We start from the raw sequence: 16050 nt of genomic DNA, 5'->3' as shown, positions 1-16050 counted from the left end.
CTCCTTATCGCCTATCTATACCCGATTTTTTCTTCGTTCGAGCAGGATAAGCGCGCCTTATCACGAATGAGAACACATCCTACTAACCGAAAGGAGGAGCGTCGATGGCGACTCCGCTCCAAAACACGGCGCGCCTCTCGAACAAAGACGCGTTTCGTTCCGGCATGCGTGCCGGCATCCCCGTCGCGGTCGGCTACATTCCGATCGCCATCGCGTTCGGTCTGCTCGCGAAATCGTTCGACATGCCGAACGTGATCACACTGGCGATGTCCTTATTCATCTTTGCCGGGGCCAGCCAATTCATCGGGATCCAATTGATCATGGCCGGGGCGATGTATTGGGAGATTGTGCTGACGACGTTCATCTTGAACTTGCGTCACTTCCTCATGTCGGCCTCCTTGTCGCAACGACTCGAGACGACCTCGAACCGCTTCCTCGCGGCCGTCGCGTTCGGGGTGACCGATGAGACGTTCAGCGTCGCCTCGATTCGCAATGAGGCGACGCGGGGCCATTTCGTCCTCGGATTGAACAGTATCGCTTTTTTGGCCTGGAACGTCGGTACGTGGATTGGCGTGTTTCTCGCGTTCGGCTTACCTATGGAGCTCCAAGCGAGTATGGGCATCGCCTTATACGCCATGTTCATCGGATTGCTCGTCCCGAGCTTGACGCGTAAGCCGGTCCTCGTCGTGGTCGCCGTGGCGGCAGTCGCACAGAGCGTGCTCCATTGGGGCGTGTCCCCGTTCTTCCCGCTCTCGTCCGGCCTCCGTATCATTCTTGCGACGTTCATCGCGGCTGGAGCTGGTGCCATGCTTTACCGAGAGGAGGAGTCCCCATGATCAGTCTATTTCTTCTCGTTTTGGCGATGGCGGTTGTGACGTATGTTCCGCGGCTCGTTCCGCTACTTTGGTTAAAAGACGTAACGTTACCCCCGCTGTTGAAACGATTTCTCCTGTTCACGCCATACGCGGTGCTTGCGAGCCTCATTTTTCCTGGCATCTTGACGGCGACGCACACTGTCTCATCAGCCTTGATTGGTGGGGCTGTGGCCGTGCTCTTGGCAATGCTCCGTGTGAACCTCGTCTTCGTCGTGCTCGGAGGTATCGCTGGTGTGTATGTGCTCGAGGTGTTATGAGAAACGAAAGGACTGTCCCGCAAACCTGGGACAGTCCTTTTATGCAGATATCGTCTGGCGCCGCAATTCGATGAAGACGTCAACAAAGTTGGCGTCCCATTGCGTACCACGACCGCTCTCTAAAATCGCGAGCGCCTTCTCCGTCGGCATCCCTTGTCGATATGGGCGGTCCGACGTCATCGCGTCATATGCATCGGCAATCGCCATGATGCGACCGAACAGCGGGATCGCGTCCCCCGCCAACCGGTCCGGATAGCCATTGCCATCGATTCGTTCATGATGGGAACGCACCCCGGCCAAAATCGGCTGCAGTGAATCCGGCAACGTGATTTGATTCAAAATATGGATGCCGATGGTCGGGTGCTCTTGAATCTGGGCGAACTCGTCGTCCGTCAATCGCCCTTCTTTCAACAAGACGTCATCTCGGACCCCGATCTTTCCGATGTCATGAAGGAGCGCCGACTTGCGAAGCAGTTCGACCTCGTGGACAGGCATCTGGAGCGCCTCGGCCAGTTCGACCGAATAAGCGGCGACCCGTTCCGAGTGACCGGCCGTATAGGAGTCACGAGCGTCGAGGGTAGCGGCGAGGAGGACGAATAGACTATTCAACAACTGTTCGTTCTCCGTCTCTCGACGCGTCACGTTCTCGACCATATGGTTGAAACCGGTCACGAGCTGACCGAACTCGTCCGCATACGGGTTCGCAATCGGGCGAAGTTGCCCGGCATCTAACGAGGCGACCCCTTCGGTCAAGGCGCCGAGCGGACGCTTGATGCTGTCATAGAGTAGGATGCTACTAAACGTTGCCACACCAACGATAACGACTAAGATGAGGGCAGCCCATCCCCAATACGCATCGACCTGTTCGACAGTCGACAATTGGACGCCCGAAGCGAGCATGAACAACATGACCGGTAACATCCCGATAACGAGCATGCTCACTAACAATTTCGTCCGGACACTGAGTGAACGCTGTGTCGTCTGAAGCGGTTGTTGATGCAACAATCCGTTCTTTCCTTGGAAATGAAGGAGCATCGGTTCGACCGAGCGGTACGTCAGAAAGAATTCAATTAATGCATGCAAAAGTGCGATCAACACCGCTCCAAGTGCAGCAAGCCCAATCATCCGATACGGCAAATCAATCCAACTGAAGTGAATCGCGGTAGCTGATAAAAGCATCGCCGGAAGCGACAGTCCGAACAAATGCGGTCCCATGATTCGCTTGATGGTGAGCACCGGAAAGCGGCTCGTCTGATCAAACGCCTGCTGAAGCACGGCCTGACTCGGGAACTCGACCACACAAGCCGTACGAATCGGTGCCACATGTCTGCGGTACATGAGTAACTCCAGTCCGGCCATCATGGTCCCCGAGATGACCATGATGGAAAATAGAATCGTCATTTCAACCGATGACAACTCGAGCGTCTGAAAAATGAATAAACCGCCAACCCCAAAGACGGCGATGCCAGACCCCAATATGTAATTCACTAACAATGTCCGTTGGAACGTTTTGAACATGAAACCCACTCCCGCCTCTGTCGACTGATTACTTACTATATCGACCAATTGCCCTTCACTATTGAGACCAACAAAAAAACAGGCCTCTCAAACGAGAGACCTGTTCAACGATTGATTACGGACGGAGCGGTCCTTCATTATCGTCTAACGACCGGTTGTTTTCATCCGGCGTGATATTGTCATGGAACGGGTTCGGTTCTGGACCGTCTACGTTCGTTTGGTTCGGCATATTCGTCCGATCCGCTTCGCGTTTCAATTCTTGTTTCGTTTGATTCGCTTCACGTTTCGATTGATCCAAACCTTGTTTCGCCTCACGCTTCGCAGCTTCGGCTTCTTGGCTCATTTGTGCTTTTTCTTGCTCGAGCCCTTCTTTCGAGACTTCTGTCTCATCGATGTTCTTCTCTGCTTTCTTCAGGTAACGGGCCGCTGTTTCACGTCCGCCGAGACCGAAGGCAAGGCCGAACGCGAGGGCAACTGCCCCGAGGATGAGCAAGAACGCCGTGTTGACGATCATCGGTGCGATTCCGAGTTGGCTGATTGCCATGAAGAAGGCGAGTCCGAGAATCGCGTACTTCGCAATGTGACGGAGAGCGCTCGGTTGACCGGCTCCATCGACGAGCACACTGCCGACGAGACGTTCTGCCATGTTCGCGAGCCATAAACCGACCGCCAAGATGATGATGGCCGCGATGACCATTGGCAAGTAGGCGAAGATGGCTGTCGCGAGCGATGCCATGAATTCAAGGTTCGCTACTTGAAGTGCTTCTGAGACGAACAACAAGATGACGATGATTTGCACGATTGTTCCGATGACTTGTGCGACAGACGTCGATGATGTCGAGCGTCCACCGAAGCCCATCTTCTCAGCGAGTGAGTTCACACCTAAATTCTCAAGGAGTGATACGACGACACCTTTGAGCCATTTGGCAACGAACACACCGACGAGAATCAAGACGATAGCGACGATGATGTTCGGAATCATCGCTAGGATGTTATTAAGCATCGAGATGGCTGGTTCCGAGATTCCACGGATGTTCAACGCTTCAAGCGCCGAAATCGTGACCGGAATCATGATCAAGATGAAAACGATTGTTCCGACAGCCTTCGCAAGGCTTGACCCTTTGACGTAATCCGCCAAATGTAACTTCTCAGCGAATCGGTTTAACCCGGCTGCTTCCAAGAATTTCGTCAAAATGTCGCGGACGATTTTCGCCACGACGTAACCGATGGCGAAGATGAGTGCCGCAGCGACAAGTCTTGGGATGAAGGCAAGGAAACTGTTGAGCAAGTCTTCGAACGGTCCGCTAATTCCTTGGAGACCGAGCGCATCAAGTACGGCCGGAAGAGCCAACAAGAGGACAAGGTAGAAGACGATGTTTGCTACCGTATCCACCCATTGCGTCTGGTTCACACTAGACGAATCTTGACCAGTCTTCTCCATCAACTTGTTCAAGTTGAGGCGATGACCCGCCATTTGAATCGCTTTTTTCAAGAGTGTTGCGATAATCCAAGCAACGAGTAAGATGAGACCGGCTTTAATGACCCCGGTAATCAATCCTGAGAAGCTTGCATAGATTTGGTTGAACGGCTGCACAACGCCCGGCACGTTCATGTATTCAAACACAATCAAGAATGCGAGGAGCAAGACCCCAAAGAAGACGACCTTCGCAATAATGCGCTCTGGCGTCCACTTTCTTTCGTCACGGCCCGGCTTAGCCGGATCCCCTTCTTTTGTTACCCCGACACGTTCGTCAAGTCGTGCTTTGCGAAGCGCTTTACGCGTCACACCTTCTAACACTTTTGCTAAGATAAAACCGATGACAAGAACTAATAGGACTAGCAAAAGGTCTGGTAGCCACGACATGACTGAGTTGAAATTGTACGTCGTATTGTTCATTCAACATCTTCCTCCTATCTCTTTTTGAATTTTTGGTTAAGATTGACTCTCTGTATTAATACCAACATTTTCATACCGGTAAACCTTGCCCGTTTCATATCGCACTAAAACAGTTGTTCGCTTATGATTTTTATATCTATAGAAAGAAGACGTGTCTTTCTTAGCCAAATATGGTACGAATGAGTTGGAAATCTTTTTTGAGGAGGAGTCTCGATGAATATCGCTTTGATTGCCCACGATAAAAAGAAAGATGATTTGATTCGCTTGGTGCGTGCTTATGCGCACATTTTAAAACACCATCACCTATTTGCCACCGGCACGACCGGAAAGCGCGTGGCCGAAGCGACCGGGCTTCCGGTTCACTGTTTTAAATCGGGCCCGCTCGGCGGAGATCAGGAAATCGGAGCCGCCGTCGCACGTGGTGAGATGGACATGATCCTCTTTTTCCGTGACCCGTTGACGGCACAGCCGCATGAGCCTGACGTCAGTGCGTTGATGCGCTTATGTGATGTGTACTCCATCCCGCTCGCGACGAACATGGGCGGCAGTGAGATTTTAGTCCGCAGCATCGAACAAGGCGACTTCGAGGCCCGAATGCTCGACCATAACGACGAGCCTCCTGCCTGAACCGAAACAAACTATAGAAGAGAGGGATTCATCTGAAACAACCTATCTTTACCGACCCCGCCCTCCAAGCGTTTTATGACCAAGTTCGAACTCACTTGCTGGACTTAGTTGACGATGAAGCGGAAGCGGAACGGCTACTCGACAGTCTCGCCGGCTATATGAATCAGGCCGAGAAGAACGGGCAATCACTCGACGGCCTGCTCAGTCAGTCACCGGAAGAATATGCCACGTTCTTAATTGAAAAGCCCGTGACGAATGAAGAGTTCCGCCGACGCTACCACACGCTCATCGACCAATCGGAGGAATTGAAACCTCACGAAAAGACGCAAGTCAATCGCGAGTTCGATTGGGCCGTCGATCGATTGAATGACATGAAATTGAAGCTGCAAGACATCGAGATGCGCGACGTCTCGTTTCTCGCCTATACGAAAATCGAGGCGATGAAATCGTCACGTCGAGCTTGGAATCAGTTCGGCTGGCTACTTGGCATGATTCTCGCCTTCGCCTACGCCAATCTGCTCCTCGTCATGGACGACGTGTTCAGCCTGCGCCTCTTCACGGCCCCGACCGGCATGTATGCCATCGATTACTTCGGCTTCATCCTGCCGGTCCTGTTGACGGGTGCCGTTTTCGGCTTGTTGACGCGATTCCGCCACCACTTCCAGACGCTCGGTCGGCGTGTCTTGTTTGCTGTCTTCATCGTGCTCGTCTACATCGGGTTCGTCATTTTGACCCAACCTGTACTCATGGCGCTCGAATGGTCGTTTCTCATTCAATTAACGCCGCTGTATGCACTCGTCCTTCTTGGCCTCAGCGGTTTCATGGCGCTATGGACACTGATTGAGTTCGTCTGGCGCAACACGCGTTGCCGGCTCGGCAACGACGACGTCATCCTCTATTACTAATCGACAGACGCCTTTTCGTTAGAGAAGGCGTTTTTTGTTTGAAGTTCGGCAAGAACGGAAATTATTAATACCGTGACGCCAATTTGTACAGTAAAAAATAGATTGAAGGAGGCACACTATGTCGGACCGTAAAATTATTGGGCTCTTTTCAAGTGAACAAGAAGTGATGGATAAGGTGGATGAGCTTCGAACAGCCGGGGAAGCTGAGAAGAACATGCACGTCGTTGCCAAACGAGATGGGGAAATCTCTGCCCTGCGCTATCACACCGATGTGAATGCAGAAGCGGGCATTCGAGACGTCAACTGGCTCGACCGCGTCAAATCGTTCTTACACGGAAGTGACCGGATTCGTGACGAGTTGCGTAATATGGGCTTGAGCGATGCAGAAGCAGAAGAGTATTACACGGCAATCGACAATGGCAAACTATTACTTTATGTCGACAAGCATTCCTATGAGCGCTATCCAAACATGTATAAAAAAGACAGCGAACTCGATCATGAAAAAGGGGAAGAGGCGGACGGCATCGCCTTTGATGCCAAACCGTTCAATGACCACGATGAAGAACCACGTGGCACGAAAGACGACCCGATCGTTCGCGGACACTCCGGTTTAGAAGACCATCGTCGATTATAAAATAAGGAGGAAACAGACATGAGTGAGAAACAATTCGTCAGCATGTACGAAACCCAGCAGTCAGCACTTGGTAAAATCGAAGAGTTGCGCGCAAAAGGCTACAAAGACTCGGACATTTATGTCGTCGCGAAACATGAAGACAACGTCTCGATTTTACGTCGTCAAACGGACGTCCATACCGAGGCGTCTCATGAGACCGGCTGGTTCGACAAAGTCCGTGCGTTCTTAAGTGGAAAAGAAGATGTGCATAGCGGGCTTCGCAACATGGGACTAAGCGAAGAAGAAGTAAATCGCCACTACCGTGACGTCGAAGACGGGAAAATTCTCATCTATGTCGACGAAGACTTCGAACGTCGCCACAACGATGGGTTAACGATCGACTCCACACGTTTCAACGAATCGACGCATGGGACAAGCCATCAAGGCCACCATACGGCCGACGGACTTGAAATCGACTCGACCCGATTTAATGAAACGACCGGTGACAATCCAAATCGAGCTGTCGACCCAGAGCAAGACAGACTGGATGAGAAAGCTGAACTGAATGATAAAGAAGCGAAATTGCGCGGTCTCGACGACCGGGCGCTGCGCAACGATTTTGAAGACCCGGACAACGTCCGCCGCTTCTAAACCAAAAGGAGTCTGACCTACGCGTCAGACTCCTTAGGCTGTTGACGAACCAAATCACCCGTCACGATGTGGTTCGTCTTCTTTTCGATTCAATGGTCTCGAGGCGCTCTGAACGACATAAAAAAGACGAAAGGCCACCAAAGGGCGGCCTCTCGCGGCGTTCATCCGACGGCGCCGTAGACTCCTTAGAGGTCAGCGAGCGAAGGGAGACCCAGCAGCGACAACGTCGTGATGCGGCTCCCTGCTCGCCCCTAGGAAAGCGGAGGCGCCAAGCGGATGAGCGAAAACATTCTGTTAGTCAACAATCTGAGGAGTCTGACCTATGCGTCAGACTCCTTTTTTTCACGTCAATCGATTTTTCGGCTCTTCTCCTTCGAGCACGTTCACAATCGCTTGGCGGTTCAGTTCCATCATGGCGAGACGCGTCTTGATCGAGGCGCTGCCGATATGTGGGAGCGTCGTCACGTTCGGGAGCGTCAAGAGTGGATGATCCATCGACACCGGCTCTTTCGCAAACACGTCGAGTCCGGCCGCCCAAATCCGTTTCTCATGTAACGCGTCATAAAGCGCTTCCTCATCGACAATCTCACCGCGGGCGACGTTGATGAACACGGCCGTCGATTTCATCTTCGCGAGCGCTTTCGCATCGATGAGACCGCGCGTCTCTTCCGTGAGCGGGGCCAACACGACGACGAAATCGGATTCAGCGAGCAAATCATCGAGTTCCGCGTAAACAAATCCGTACATCGATTCGGATTCATGCCGTCTTGTCCGATTATGGTACAGCACATCCATATTAAAGCCACGTGCACGGCGCGCCACCGCTTCACCGATACGCCCCATTCCAATAATCCCGAGTTTTGCCTGATACAAGTCCATGCCGACATAGCCCATCGGTGTCCAGGACTTCCACTCGCCGGCGCGAAGGTCACGCTCGGCCTCTCCGAGCCGGCGTGCCGTCATCATCATGAGACCGAACGCCAAATCCGCCGTCGTTTCTGTCAAGACGTCCGGTGTATTCGTCACGATGATGCCATTCGCTTTCGCCGTTTCGATGTCGATGTTGTTGTAGCCGACCGCCAAATTCGAAATTACCTCGAGGTTCGGGGACTGCTCAATCAACTCTCGGTCAATCGAATCGCTCAGCATCGTCCACAGTGCGTGCGCCGTGCTAGCTTCTTCGAGCAAGACGTCACGTGGCACACTACTCGCTTCTTCACTCCACATGCGGACCTCGTAGTTTTCACGTAGCGGGGCCACGGCCTCTTCCGGCAGTCGTCTCGTAATATAGATTCGTTTCTTCATCTAATCGCTCCTCTGTATTGTTCGATTCAGTCTTTCTTTTTCGTCACCGGATTTTGGGCCATGAACTGCTCGAACAATGAGCCGAAGTCACTGTTCAACAGTTGCTCGATCGTCTTCGACGAGTCCATCGCGTTCCGATAGGCGACCTCATTGATAGCGAGGCCAATCGCCCACGTGATGCCTGACGCGACCGTCGCATTGATGACGCTCGCCGCCGCGTTCGCTCCTGGGAAAAACTTCATGACGTTCAACAGAATCGTCTTCGAGAGCGCCCGCCCGATTTGTGGGATCACGGTGCTGCCAATCAACGCCCGGAGCATGTCATCGTTCGTCTTGACGCCCCAATAGCGGAAAAGATGCACGCTCATCGTCACTTGAATCGGCGTCAAGGCGATGGCGTCCGCGAACGGGAGCGGCACGGCTGCGGCTGTTCCGGCGCTGGCCACGTAACCCGAGATGATGCGGTTCGCTTTCTTCCGCTTCAGTTTGAGCATCTCCTCGCTCTCGGCACGGACTTCCATGAGTAGCCCTTCCTGAAGCGACTGGTCGAGCTGCTCGACCGACCAGGTTACGAGCCGCTCCCAGTCCAAATGGACACGTAGCTCCGAGTCACTCAATAATTCCGAGGCGACGCTCACTTGGAATACCGCATCGTTCGCCACGACATCCTTCACTTCCTCACGTAGCGCTGCCAACTCATCGAGGTCGACTTGGTCGATTTGTGTGAAGACGACCGCGACCGACGTGACGTCGTTCAAACGACGGATCAGTGCCTTGTCGAGCGGGGTGACCCGCTTCATCGAAGCGTTGATCGCATACCAGACGAGATGCATCTGTTCAGCCGCCCCTTTTGAACCGGCCCGCTCGACGAACCCGATGACTTCATCCGCATACGCTTCTTGGCGCGCACTGCCGATCTCATAGCCCTCACTATCGTATAGGACGATGGCAACGTCTTCACTTTTAAATTCATGGATGCCTCGCGTGACCGGTTCCCCCGCGGCCACTTTCGTCAAATCCCGTCCGAAGACGTGATTGACGACCGAGCTCTTCCCCGACCCGGTCGCCCCGGCGATTAAGATGTTCGGTTTCTTCACTTTGCCCCGTAAACGGTCGAGCTCTTCTTTCAAATCATACGTATCCAAGTTGAACGGTGCTTTTTTCTCCATCTTGCTTCCTCCTTATTGACTGAGCGTCCGGCCGAGCCGACGCATCTCTTCTTCGAATCCGCGGCGCACATCGAATTCAATCGTCTGTTTGACGACCTCATACTGTTGATTGACGGCCTTTTTGATGCCACGTTCGGCCGTCCGGCGCTTGAATGCCCAATAGATGAAGTGCACGCCCGGAATCATGCCGAGCACCATCTTTCGAATCGTCCGCTTGAACGAATAGTCGAAGCCGAGCTCGACGCGGCGCGTCTTGAACACAAGGTCGGACGGGGCACCGACGAGCGGATACCGTTCCATCAGTTGGATGTAGTGACGAATGCCTTCTGCCATCGCCTCTTCTGTCGTCTCCGCGGCCGCTTCGAGCGTCGCTTCCAAATCTTTCTCGATTTGACGCGCCTTCCAGCTGATCATCGCCTGCGGGGTGAAGATGCGAATCGATTCGGCGACGCGATGGCTGCGGTCCCGCCACGCCTCGAGTTCGCCAAGTAGATGGTTCGTCAAGTTGAGCGGCAACTTCCGCTCGACGTCTTGCCATAAATTCACCCGATTTCTTGTCCAGACGGCATCGTAACCGAGTCGCGGGACGAGCTGTCCGCTCAGTAGCTTCTTCTCGACGCTGTTGACTCGTATCATCGCCTCGCGTGGGATACCGAGCTCGCGCATGAGGACGGACTCCATCGCCTCCGCCTTCTCAACGTTCATTGCGCTCTCGGGGTTATAGTTCGTCAAGATGATCGTCACGTTGCTTTCTTTCTCATAGAGCGGTCTCAATATCGAGTCAATCTCGTACGCCTCGACACGGCCCGAGTTGATGGACAGCAGATAGTAAATCGTATGGAACCAATCGGCGATATCGAGCGCGCCTTCCCGTTCATTGACGACGGCGAGCACCGCTTCATGCCACTCGTCCGAGCGGTCGGCCTCAAGCCCCCACGTATCGAAGAAACGGAACAGGATGCCGCGTTCGAGGTCGTAATATTCATATTCGTGCAACCCTTCCTCTGTCACCGGGCTGCCCGCTCGCGACGCCGCGATATCACGGCCGTATATATAGTTTAAAAATGCACTCTTCCCGACGCCGGTCTTCCCGGCAATCAAAATGTTCGAGACAAGCCCCGTATTGTCCATATGGTTCCCCCTGCATTCGTCGTATAATAACCATTATACTAAATGGACGGTTTCGAAACGTCCGACGGAAGGATGAGCCCGATGTTGCATCATGTCGAATTGTACGTCTCTGATTTGAAAAAGAGCCTGACCGCCTGGGACTGGCTCCTCAACGAACTCGGTTATACGCTATATCAACAATGGGACAAGGGGCAAAGTTATAAGTTCGAGAAAACGTACCTCGTCTTCGTCCAGACGGAGCCCGAACACCTCGAGCCGCCGTATCACCGGAAGAAGACCGGCTTGAACCACCTCGCCTTTCATGCCGATTCATTGGAACAGCTCGAACGGCTACGCTCAGAACTGCCGCATCGTGGATTCACGGAGCTATACGCCGACCGTTTCCCTCATGCCGGCGGGCCGAACTATATCGCGCTTTATTTCGAAGACCCGGACCGGATGAAAGTCGAACTCGTGGCGACGCTGTGAACAGTTCATACACCCCCCACAAAAGTTTGTGAAAACAATTGCAAACTTTATGGAGACCTCCTAGACTTAAAGTGTCGAAGGAGGTCGTTTAAATGGAAAAACAAGTTATCGATTATATGGAAGAAGCGGCGCATAAAAAGACGACGCTGTTGCGTCACGCGTTCGGACAATACGCGCTCCGGTCCATCGTCGCCGGATTTCTCATCGGGATCGGGGTCGTCTTCGCGTTCTCGGTCGGGAACATGTTCATCGATGTGCCCGGTACGATGCTGTTCGCCGGGATGAGTTTCTCTGTCGCGCTCGTCTTTATCGTCTGGATGGGTGGGGAATTGTTCACGAGCAACACGATGTACTTATATACAGGCGCGAAGCGGAAACGGGTGTCGTGGCGCGACCTCCTCGCCGTCTGGGGTGTCAGTTGGGTCGGCAACTTGGTCGGTGCGCTCCTGCTCGTCGCCCTCGTCGTCGGTGCCCATAGCATGGGCGAGGTCGGGAGCGACCACCTCTTGGCCGTCGTCGCCGCGAAGAAGATGGGGACCGATGCGTTCGCCATCTTCTTAAAAGGGATTCTATGTAACGTGCTCGTCTGTATCGCCATCTTCATGCCGCTGAAGACACAACATGACGTCGCCAAAATCATGTTGACGATGCTCCCGGTCGTCGCTTTTTTCGCCGCCGGTTTCGAACACTCCATCGCCAACATGGGGATTTTCGGACTGGCCCTCTATTACGCACCGTCGGAGATGGTTAACGTCGGCCTCGCACTCAACAACTTGTTGTTCGCCACACTCGGCAACATCGTCGGCGGTGCCTTGTTCGTCGCGGCAACGTATCTCCATTTGAACGCACAAACCTCGACGAACGTCGAATCGATTCGGCAGAACGCATAAAGACAGGGGCCCCGATGCGCAGGGCCCCTGTTGTTGCATGGTTTATGATTTTGAAGAATCGGCAGCTGCCGCTTGAACGGCACCTTGTGCGACTTCTTCCTCTTCGACGTCCCAGCATTCCGTGTTCTCGATTCCGAGTTTACGAGCTGAGAAGCGTGGGTTGAGTCCTTGAGCCCGTTGCTCTTCGTAGTCACGAAGGACTTTGAAGGCAACACCACCAAGAAGGATGATGGCTGCCAAGTTGATGAGTGTCATCCCCGCCATGAACAAGTCAGCGAGGCTCCAGACGAATCCAAGACTTGCGACCGATCCGATGAAGACGAAGCCCATTGTGAGTAAACGGAAACCGAAGACGGCAGCTTTACTCTTCTTGATGAACTCGATGTTCGTCTCACCGTAGTAGTAACTTCCGACGATTGAACTGAACGCGAATAAGAGGACGCTGATGGCGATGAAAGCTGGCGCCCACGCTCCGATTTGCTCAGCCAATGCGTTTTGAAGAAGTGCGATGCCTTCCCCGTTACCTGCTGCATAGCTGTCTGAGAGAAGGACGATTGCAGCCGTTGCCGTACAGACGATCAACGTATCCAAGAAAACACCGAGTGTCTGCATGAAACCTTGTTTCGCAGGGTGCGAAACTTCCGCAGTCGCTGCAGCGTTTGGAGCCGAACCCATACCAGCTTCGTTCGAGAAGAGACCACGACGTACACCCATCATGATGGCCGCACCGACTGAACCACCGAACGCCTGCTCGAGACCGAACGCGCTCTGGAAGATCATTCCGATGACTGCTGGCATTTCTGCGATGTTGACGACGACGACGTAAAGCGCGACGACCAAGTAGAGAACGGCCATGATTGGGACGACGACCGCCGAGAAGTTGGCGACACGTTGCACGCCACCGAAAATGACGAGACCTGTCAAGACGACGAGGATGACGCCGCCGATTGCCGCTTCAAGACCAAACGCGTTGTCGAACGCTGCCGCGATCGTGTTCGATTGAACCGAGTTGAAGATGAGACCGAATGTGAAGGCGATTAAGACCGCGAAGACGATACCGAGGACACGGTTGTTGAGGCCTTTTTCGATGTAGTATGCTGGACCGCCGCGGTAAGCGACGTCGTCTTTCACTTTGTATACTTGCGCAAGCGTGCTCTCAATCATCGCTGTCGCGCCACCAAGGAGGGCGACGATCCACATCCAGAAGACGGCACCTGGGCCACCGAGCGTGATCGCGACCGTGACACCGGCCAAGTTCCCTGTACCGATTCGTGTTGCCGCTCCGATGAAGAACGATTTCGCTGAACTGATACTCTTGCCATCTTTTGCGAGTGTGACGTCTGATTTGTCAGTGACGACACGGAACATCTCTTTTAAGTAACGGAACTGCATAAATCGTGTTTTGACCGTGAAGTAAATCCCGGCTCCGACAAGCGCGACGATCAACACGTACGTCCACAAGATGTTGTTTAAAAAGTCGACGCTTCCTTGCAATAAGTTTTGTACGGCTTCCATGAATAAGTTCCTCCCTGTTGTGCGAATCTGAAGTTGTTACGATTTTTATAATGTCTTGTTTTGAATTATACAAAGATTCTGACAATTAGCAATAATTTTTTTACAGGTCGGTTCACATAAAATTCACACAAGTTTCGACATAAATCCCGAAAAAACGACACTTAAAGCGCTTACATATTGTTCAAAAAGAAATTATAAATCTTTATTTCCCAGCCCTATAGTGATGATACGATTCAACTTACTTCGTAATGTTCGCTTTATGAATAGATTTGTTAATGAATCTGATTGTTTTTCTATCAATATTTCCCGAATCCTGAATGAATCCCGACCTACCGGGTAATAAATAACTATAGGTGCGCGCCTTCTACAACACCACGTTCAGTCATCACGAAGAAAGAAGGGAATGAAATGAAGAAGCATCGCAAATGGTGGTCGCTTTTGTTCGTTCTCATGTTCGCGCTGTCGCTGTTGCCAATGAAAGGAGTAGTCGCGGAAGAAAGTAGTCAACAATGGTGCGTGTCGACGACATCGGATAAAACGATTTATGCGGGACAAAACATCCCCATCGGTACGGTCGACTTTGAGTTTGTCGCAAACGGGCTGAAAATCGTCATTGATTTGAATGACGGGGTCGTGCTAAAAAATGACCCTGAAAACATCAAGATTGATTTCCGTTTATTGACCGAGTCGCTTGAACGGGGAAGCCCAGGCGCATACGACTTTAAAACGTCTTCAAACGTGGATCCGACACATCTGCTGATTTCGTATGCGGATCTCGCCTTTTACCTCGGAGTCCCTGTATCGACACTCTTGTCGGACGGTTTCCAATTCAATGTTTTCCTCCATTTGGATACAGTCGTGAACGGTGAAGACGAGACCGCCTATCCAGGTGACCCTGGTGTCGGCAACCCATGGGTTCGCTACGTCACGTTGACGGTGGAAGAGTGCACACCACCACCGCCACCAATGGACGACTATGATGTGTTTACAATCGGCTTCTGGAAAAACATCTTCAATTTCGACAAAGTGACGTTCTCGTACGGCACAGTCATTACTATTGATGGAAAAGACTATAGTGTGATTCATGATCGCGCAGCCCTTGCCCTTCTCATGGATCCCGCAAAAAAAGGGATGACCGAAGAAAAACGGTTGATCATGCAGCTGACGGCCGCGAAAATCAACGTCCTGTTGAACGACGCTGATTTCCAAAACCTTGATCTCGTCTACAAAGATAGCGGAGTCGAGGTCGGTTTGACCGTGGGTGAGATGATTGCCGGTGCAGACAATGCGTTGAAATACGAGGATATCGACCAAATGAAGTACTACCAAAAAATTCTCGATGACTTCAACAACGGGCTATTCGTTGGTACGTCGCATGACTGAACATGTGTGAACGAAGGAAAAAGGCAGTCGCTCGATTGAGCGGCTGCCTTTTAGATGCCTGTCCGTTTCTTCTGGTTGTTCGGCTTCTTCGTCAACTGGTTCGTCAACGGCTTCTGCTTCGTCCCATGAAGGCCTGTCGGCACTTTCGTCTGACTTTGTTTCTTCTCGGCGAGCTTTTGTTTCATCGCCTCTTGAAAACTCATTTTCTTTTCACTCATGTCATTCACCTCCAGCTTCGATCACTTTCACTCGACCGACCTGTCCATCGCTTAAGCGTACTTTTATGCCGTGCGGGTGACGTGGCGAGTTCGTCAAAATGTCTTTGACGACGCCTTTCGTCAACTTCCCACTCCGCTGATCTTGTTTTAGGACAATCTGGACGTGGAGCCCTGGGCGAATGTCCGCGCGTTTCGTGCCATCCATACCCGACACCCCTTTCCGTATAGTCAACCTCTATCATATGCTCTTTTCCCGCTTTTGTCACAACCTATTCGACAATCCCGATTTGCGCGAGCGCCGCCGTCACATAGCTTTGATCGGTTTGAAACGTTCGAACTGACGTGTCCCGGACGAGCCGTACCGCGACCCGGCCTCGGTTGAACGTGAGCGTCAACAGGGCGCTGCCGTCTACACGGACGAGCTCGGCTGTCCCGTCGAGCCGGTGATAGGCGTCCGTCAGCGTACGCACGAACGTGACGTAGTCCGTGACGCGCACCCGTTCCTCATGGCCGAACAGCGCGATCGTCAACGTCTCACGATCCGCCTCGACGATCGTGAACGAATGCGACTCGATGTCGTTGCCGATTTCAAAGTGATGCATCGAACCCCTCCTAAAAAACACTCCCC

The 16050-nt window shown here is 52.6% G+C and carries 18 protein-coding genes; 9 read left to right on the top strand and 9 right to left on the bottom strand.

Annotation, left to right across the window (positions count from 1 at the left end):
* The first annotated feature begins 104 nt into the window (after positions 1-104).
* Together KNP76_RS07865 and KNP76_RS07860 are read left to right on the top strand one after the other, a co-directional pair.
* Positions 105-836, top strand: coding sequence for an AzlC family ABC transporter permease (locus KNP76_RS07865; RefSeq protein ID WP_034807996.1), 732 nt, complete (start codon positions 105-107; stop codon positions 834-836).
* Positions 833-1132, top strand: coding sequence for an AzlD domain-containing protein (locus KNP76_RS07860; protein ID WP_211780154.1), 300 nt, complete (start codon positions 833-835; stop codon positions 1130-1132). Before KNP76_RS07865 ends, KNP76_RS07860 begins: the two co-directional genes overlap by 4 nt.
* A 39-nt stretch (positions 1133-1171) precedes the next feature.
* On the opposite strand, the gene KNP76_RS07855 is transcribed toward KNP76_RS07860, so the two are convergent.
* Positions 1172-2650 carry an HD-GYP domain-containing protein gene (locus KNP76_RS07855; protein WP_214843959.1) on the bottom strand — a complete coding sequence of 493 codons (1479 nt, stop codon included), beginning with the start codon at positions 2648-2650 and terminating at the stop codon, positions 1172-1174.
* 115 nt (positions 2651-2765) lie between these two features.
* Positions 2766-4547 (bottom strand): mechanosensitive ion channel, encoded by a 1782-nt coding sequence (locus KNP76_RS07850; protein ID WP_211780156.1) that lies wholly within the window; start codon positions 4545-4547, stop codon positions 2766-2768.
* 213 nt (positions 4548-4760) lie between these two features.
* Here KNP76_RS07850 and KNP76_RS07845 point away from each other — a divergent pair, with 213 nt between their 5' ends.
* The 4 genes from KNP76_RS07845 (at position 4761) to KNP76_RS07830 (ending at position 7343) form a co-directional block, all read left to right on the top strand.
* Complete coding sequence (locus KNP76_RS07845; protein ID WP_034816894.1) at positions 4761-5174, top strand: methylglyoxal synthase; 414 nt, start codon at positions 4761-4763, stop codon at positions 5172-5174.
* 95 nt (positions 5175-5269) lie between these two features.
* Positions 5270-6079, top strand: a complete 810-nt coding sequence (locus KNP76_RS07840; protein WP_251137397.1) for a hypothetical protein — start codon at positions 5270-5272, stop codon at positions 6077-6079.
* Between the two features lie 118 nt (positions 6080-6197).
* The gene (locus KNP76_RS07835; protein ID WP_034807990.1) at positions 6198-6713 is read left to right on the top strand and encodes a YflT domain-containing protein; all 516 of its coding nucleotides are present in this window, start codon (positions 6198-6200) and stop codon (positions 6711-6713) included.
* 18 nt (positions 6714-6731) lie between these two features.
* The gene (locus KNP76_RS07830) at positions 6732-7343 is read left to right on the top strand and encodes a YflT domain-containing protein (protein WP_211780157.1); all 612 of its coding nucleotides are present in this window, start codon (positions 6732-6734) and stop codon (positions 7341-7343) included.
* 342 nt (positions 7344-7685) lie between these two features.
* On the opposite strand, the gene KNP76_RS07825 is transcribed toward KNP76_RS07830, so the two are convergent.
* Genes KNP76_RS07825 through KNP76_RS07815 form a run of 3 tightly spaced genes read right to left on the bottom strand, consistent with a single transcriptional unit; the run spans position 7686 to position 10948 of the window.
* A complete protein-coding gene (locus KNP76_RS07825; protein WP_211780158.1) occupies positions 7686-8648 on the bottom strand; it encodes a 2-hydroxyacid dehydrogenase in 963 nt (320 codons plus the stop codon).
* Positions 8649-8674: 26 nt separating this feature from the next.
* Positions 8675-9817 carry a YcjF family protein gene (locus KNP76_RS07820; RefSeq protein WP_211780159.1) on the bottom strand — a complete coding sequence of 381 codons (1143 nt, stop codon included), beginning with the start codon at positions 9815-9817 and terminating at the stop codon, positions 8675-8677.
* A 12-nt stretch (positions 9818-9829) separates the two neighbouring features.
* Entirely contained in the window at positions 9830-10948 is a 1119-nt protein-coding gene (locus KNP76_RS07815; protein ID WP_214843957.1) for a GTPase, read from the bottom strand.
* Positions 10949-11029: 81 nt separating this feature from the next.
* Here KNP76_RS07815 and KNP76_RS07810 point away from each other — a divergent pair, with 81 nt between their 5' ends.
* Positions 11030-11416 (top strand): VOC family protein, encoded by a 387-nt coding sequence (locus KNP76_RS07810; protein WP_081852690.1) that lies wholly within the window; start codon positions 11030-11032, stop codon positions 11414-11416.
* Between the two features lie 92 nt (positions 11417-11508).
* A complete protein-coding gene (locus tag KNP76_RS07805; protein WP_214843955.1) occupies positions 11509-12306 on the top strand; it encodes a formate/nitrite transporter family protein in 798 nt (265 codons plus the stop codon).
* 42 nt (positions 12307-12348) lie between these two features.
* On the opposite strand, the gene KNP76_RS07800 is transcribed toward KNP76_RS07805, so the two are convergent.
* Complete coding sequence (locus KNP76_RS07800; RefSeq protein WP_214843953.1) at positions 12349-13821, bottom strand: alanine/glycine:cation symporter family protein; 1473 nt, start codon at positions 13819-13821, stop codon at positions 12349-12351.
* Positions 13822-14229: 408 nt separating this feature from the next.
* Here KNP76_RS07800 and KNP76_RS07795 point away from each other — a divergent pair, with 408 nt between their 5' ends.
* The gene (locus KNP76_RS07795; RefSeq protein WP_214843951.1) at positions 14230-15204 is read left to right on the top strand and encodes a hypothetical protein; all 975 of its coding nucleotides are present in this window, start codon (positions 14230-14232) and stop codon (positions 15202-15204) included.
* 50 nt (positions 15205-15254) lie between these two features.
* Here the strand turns inward: KNP76_RS07795 and KNP76_RS07790 are convergent, their stop codons facing one another.
* The 3 genes from KNP76_RS07790 to KNP76_RS07780 form a co-directional block, all read right to left on the bottom strand.
* The gene (locus tag KNP76_RS07790; protein ID WP_167331255.1) at positions 15255-15422 is read right to left on the bottom strand and encodes a hypothetical protein; all 168 of its coding nucleotides are present in this window, start codon (positions 15420-15422) and stop codon (positions 15255-15257) included.
* Position 15423: 1 nt separating this feature from the next.
* The gene (locus tag KNP76_RS07785; protein WP_024370994.1) at positions 15424-15627 is read right to left on the bottom strand and encodes a YwbE family protein; all 204 of its coding nucleotides are present in this window, start codon (positions 15625-15627) and stop codon (positions 15424-15426) included.
* Between the two features lie 64 nt (positions 15628-15691).
* A complete protein-coding gene (locus KNP76_RS07780; RefSeq protein ID WP_211780164.1) occupies positions 15692-16024 on the bottom strand; it encodes a hypothetical protein in 333 nt (110 codons plus the stop codon).
* Positions 16025-16050 lie beyond the last annotated feature (26 nt).

It is taken from the genome of Exiguobacterium sp. s150 (genome assembly GCF_018618435.1).
GTDB classification, from domain to species: Bacteria; Bacillota; Bacilli; order Exiguobacteriales; family Exiguobacteriaceae; genus Exiguobacterium; species Exiguobacterium alkaliphilum.
This window is presented reverse-complemented; position numbering and strand designations above follow the sequence as displayed.

Bases quoted from the DNA above. Each gene is read 5' to 3' on its own strand.
- KNP76_RS07865 (WP_034807996.1), top strand. From the start codon at position 105: ATGGCGACTCCGCTCCAAAACACGGCGCGCCTCTCGAACAAAGACGCG.
- KNP76_RS07860 (WP_211780154.1), top strand. From the start codon at position 833: ATGATCAGTCTATTTCTTCTCGTTTTGGCGATGGCGGTTGTGACGTAT.
- KNP76_RS07855 (WP_214843959.1), bottom strand. From the start codon at position 2,650: ATGTTCAAAACGTTCCAACGGACATTGTTAGTGAATTACATATTGGGG.
- KNP76_RS07850 (WP_211780156.1), bottom strand. From the start codon at position 4,547: ATGAACAATACGACGTACAATTTCAACTCAGTCATGTCGTGGCTACCA.
- KNP76_RS07845 (WP_034816894.1), top strand. From the start codon at position 4,761: ATGAATATCGCTTTGATTGCCCACGATAAAAAGAAAGATGATTTGATT.
- KNP76_RS07835 (WP_034807990.1), top strand. From the start codon at position 6,198: ATGTCGGACCGTAAAATTATTGGGCTCTTTTCAAGTGAACAAGAAGTG.
- KNP76_RS07830 (WP_211780157.1), top strand. From the start codon at position 6,732: ATGAGTGAGAAACAATTCGTCAGCATGTACGAAACCCAGCAGTCAGCA.
- KNP76_RS07825 (WP_211780158.1), bottom strand. From the start codon at position 8,648: ATGAAGAAACGAATCTATATTACGAGACGACTGCCGGAAGAGGCCGTG.
- KNP76_RS07820 (WP_211780159.1), bottom strand. From the start codon at position 9,817: ATGGAGAAAAAAGCACCGTTCAACTTGGATACGTATGATTTGAAAGAA.
- KNP76_RS07815 (WP_214843957.1), bottom strand. From the start codon at position 10,948: ATGGACAATACGGGGCTTGTCTCGAACATTTTGATTGCCGGGAAGACC.
- KNP76_RS07810 (WP_081852690.1), top strand. From the start codon at position 11,030: ATGTTGCATCATGTCGAATTGTACGTCTCTGATTTGAAAAAGAGCCTG.
- KNP76_RS07805 (WP_214843955.1), top strand. From the start codon at position 11,509: ATGGAAAAACAAGTTATCGATTATATGGAAGAAGCGGCGCATAAAAAG.
- KNP76_RS07800 (WP_214843953.1), bottom strand. From the start codon at position 13,821: ATGGAAGCCGTACAAAACTTATTGCAAGGAAGCGTCGACTTTTTAAAC.
- KNP76_RS07795 (WP_214843951.1), top strand. From the start codon at position 14,230: ATGAAGAAGCATCGCAAATGGTGGTCGCTTTTGTTCGTTCTCATGTTC.
- KNP76_RS07790 (WP_167331255.1), bottom strand. From the start codon at position 15,422: ATGAGTGAAAAGAAAATGAGTTTTCAAGAGGCGATGAAACAAAAGCTC.
- KNP76_RS07785 (WP_024370994.1), bottom strand. From the start codon at position 15,627: ATGGATGGCACGAAACGCGCGGACATTCGCCCAGGGCTCCACGTCCAG.
- KNP76_RS07780 (WP_211780164.1), bottom strand. From the start codon at position 16,024: ATGCATCACTTTGAAATCGGCAACGACATCGAGTCGCATTCGTTCACG.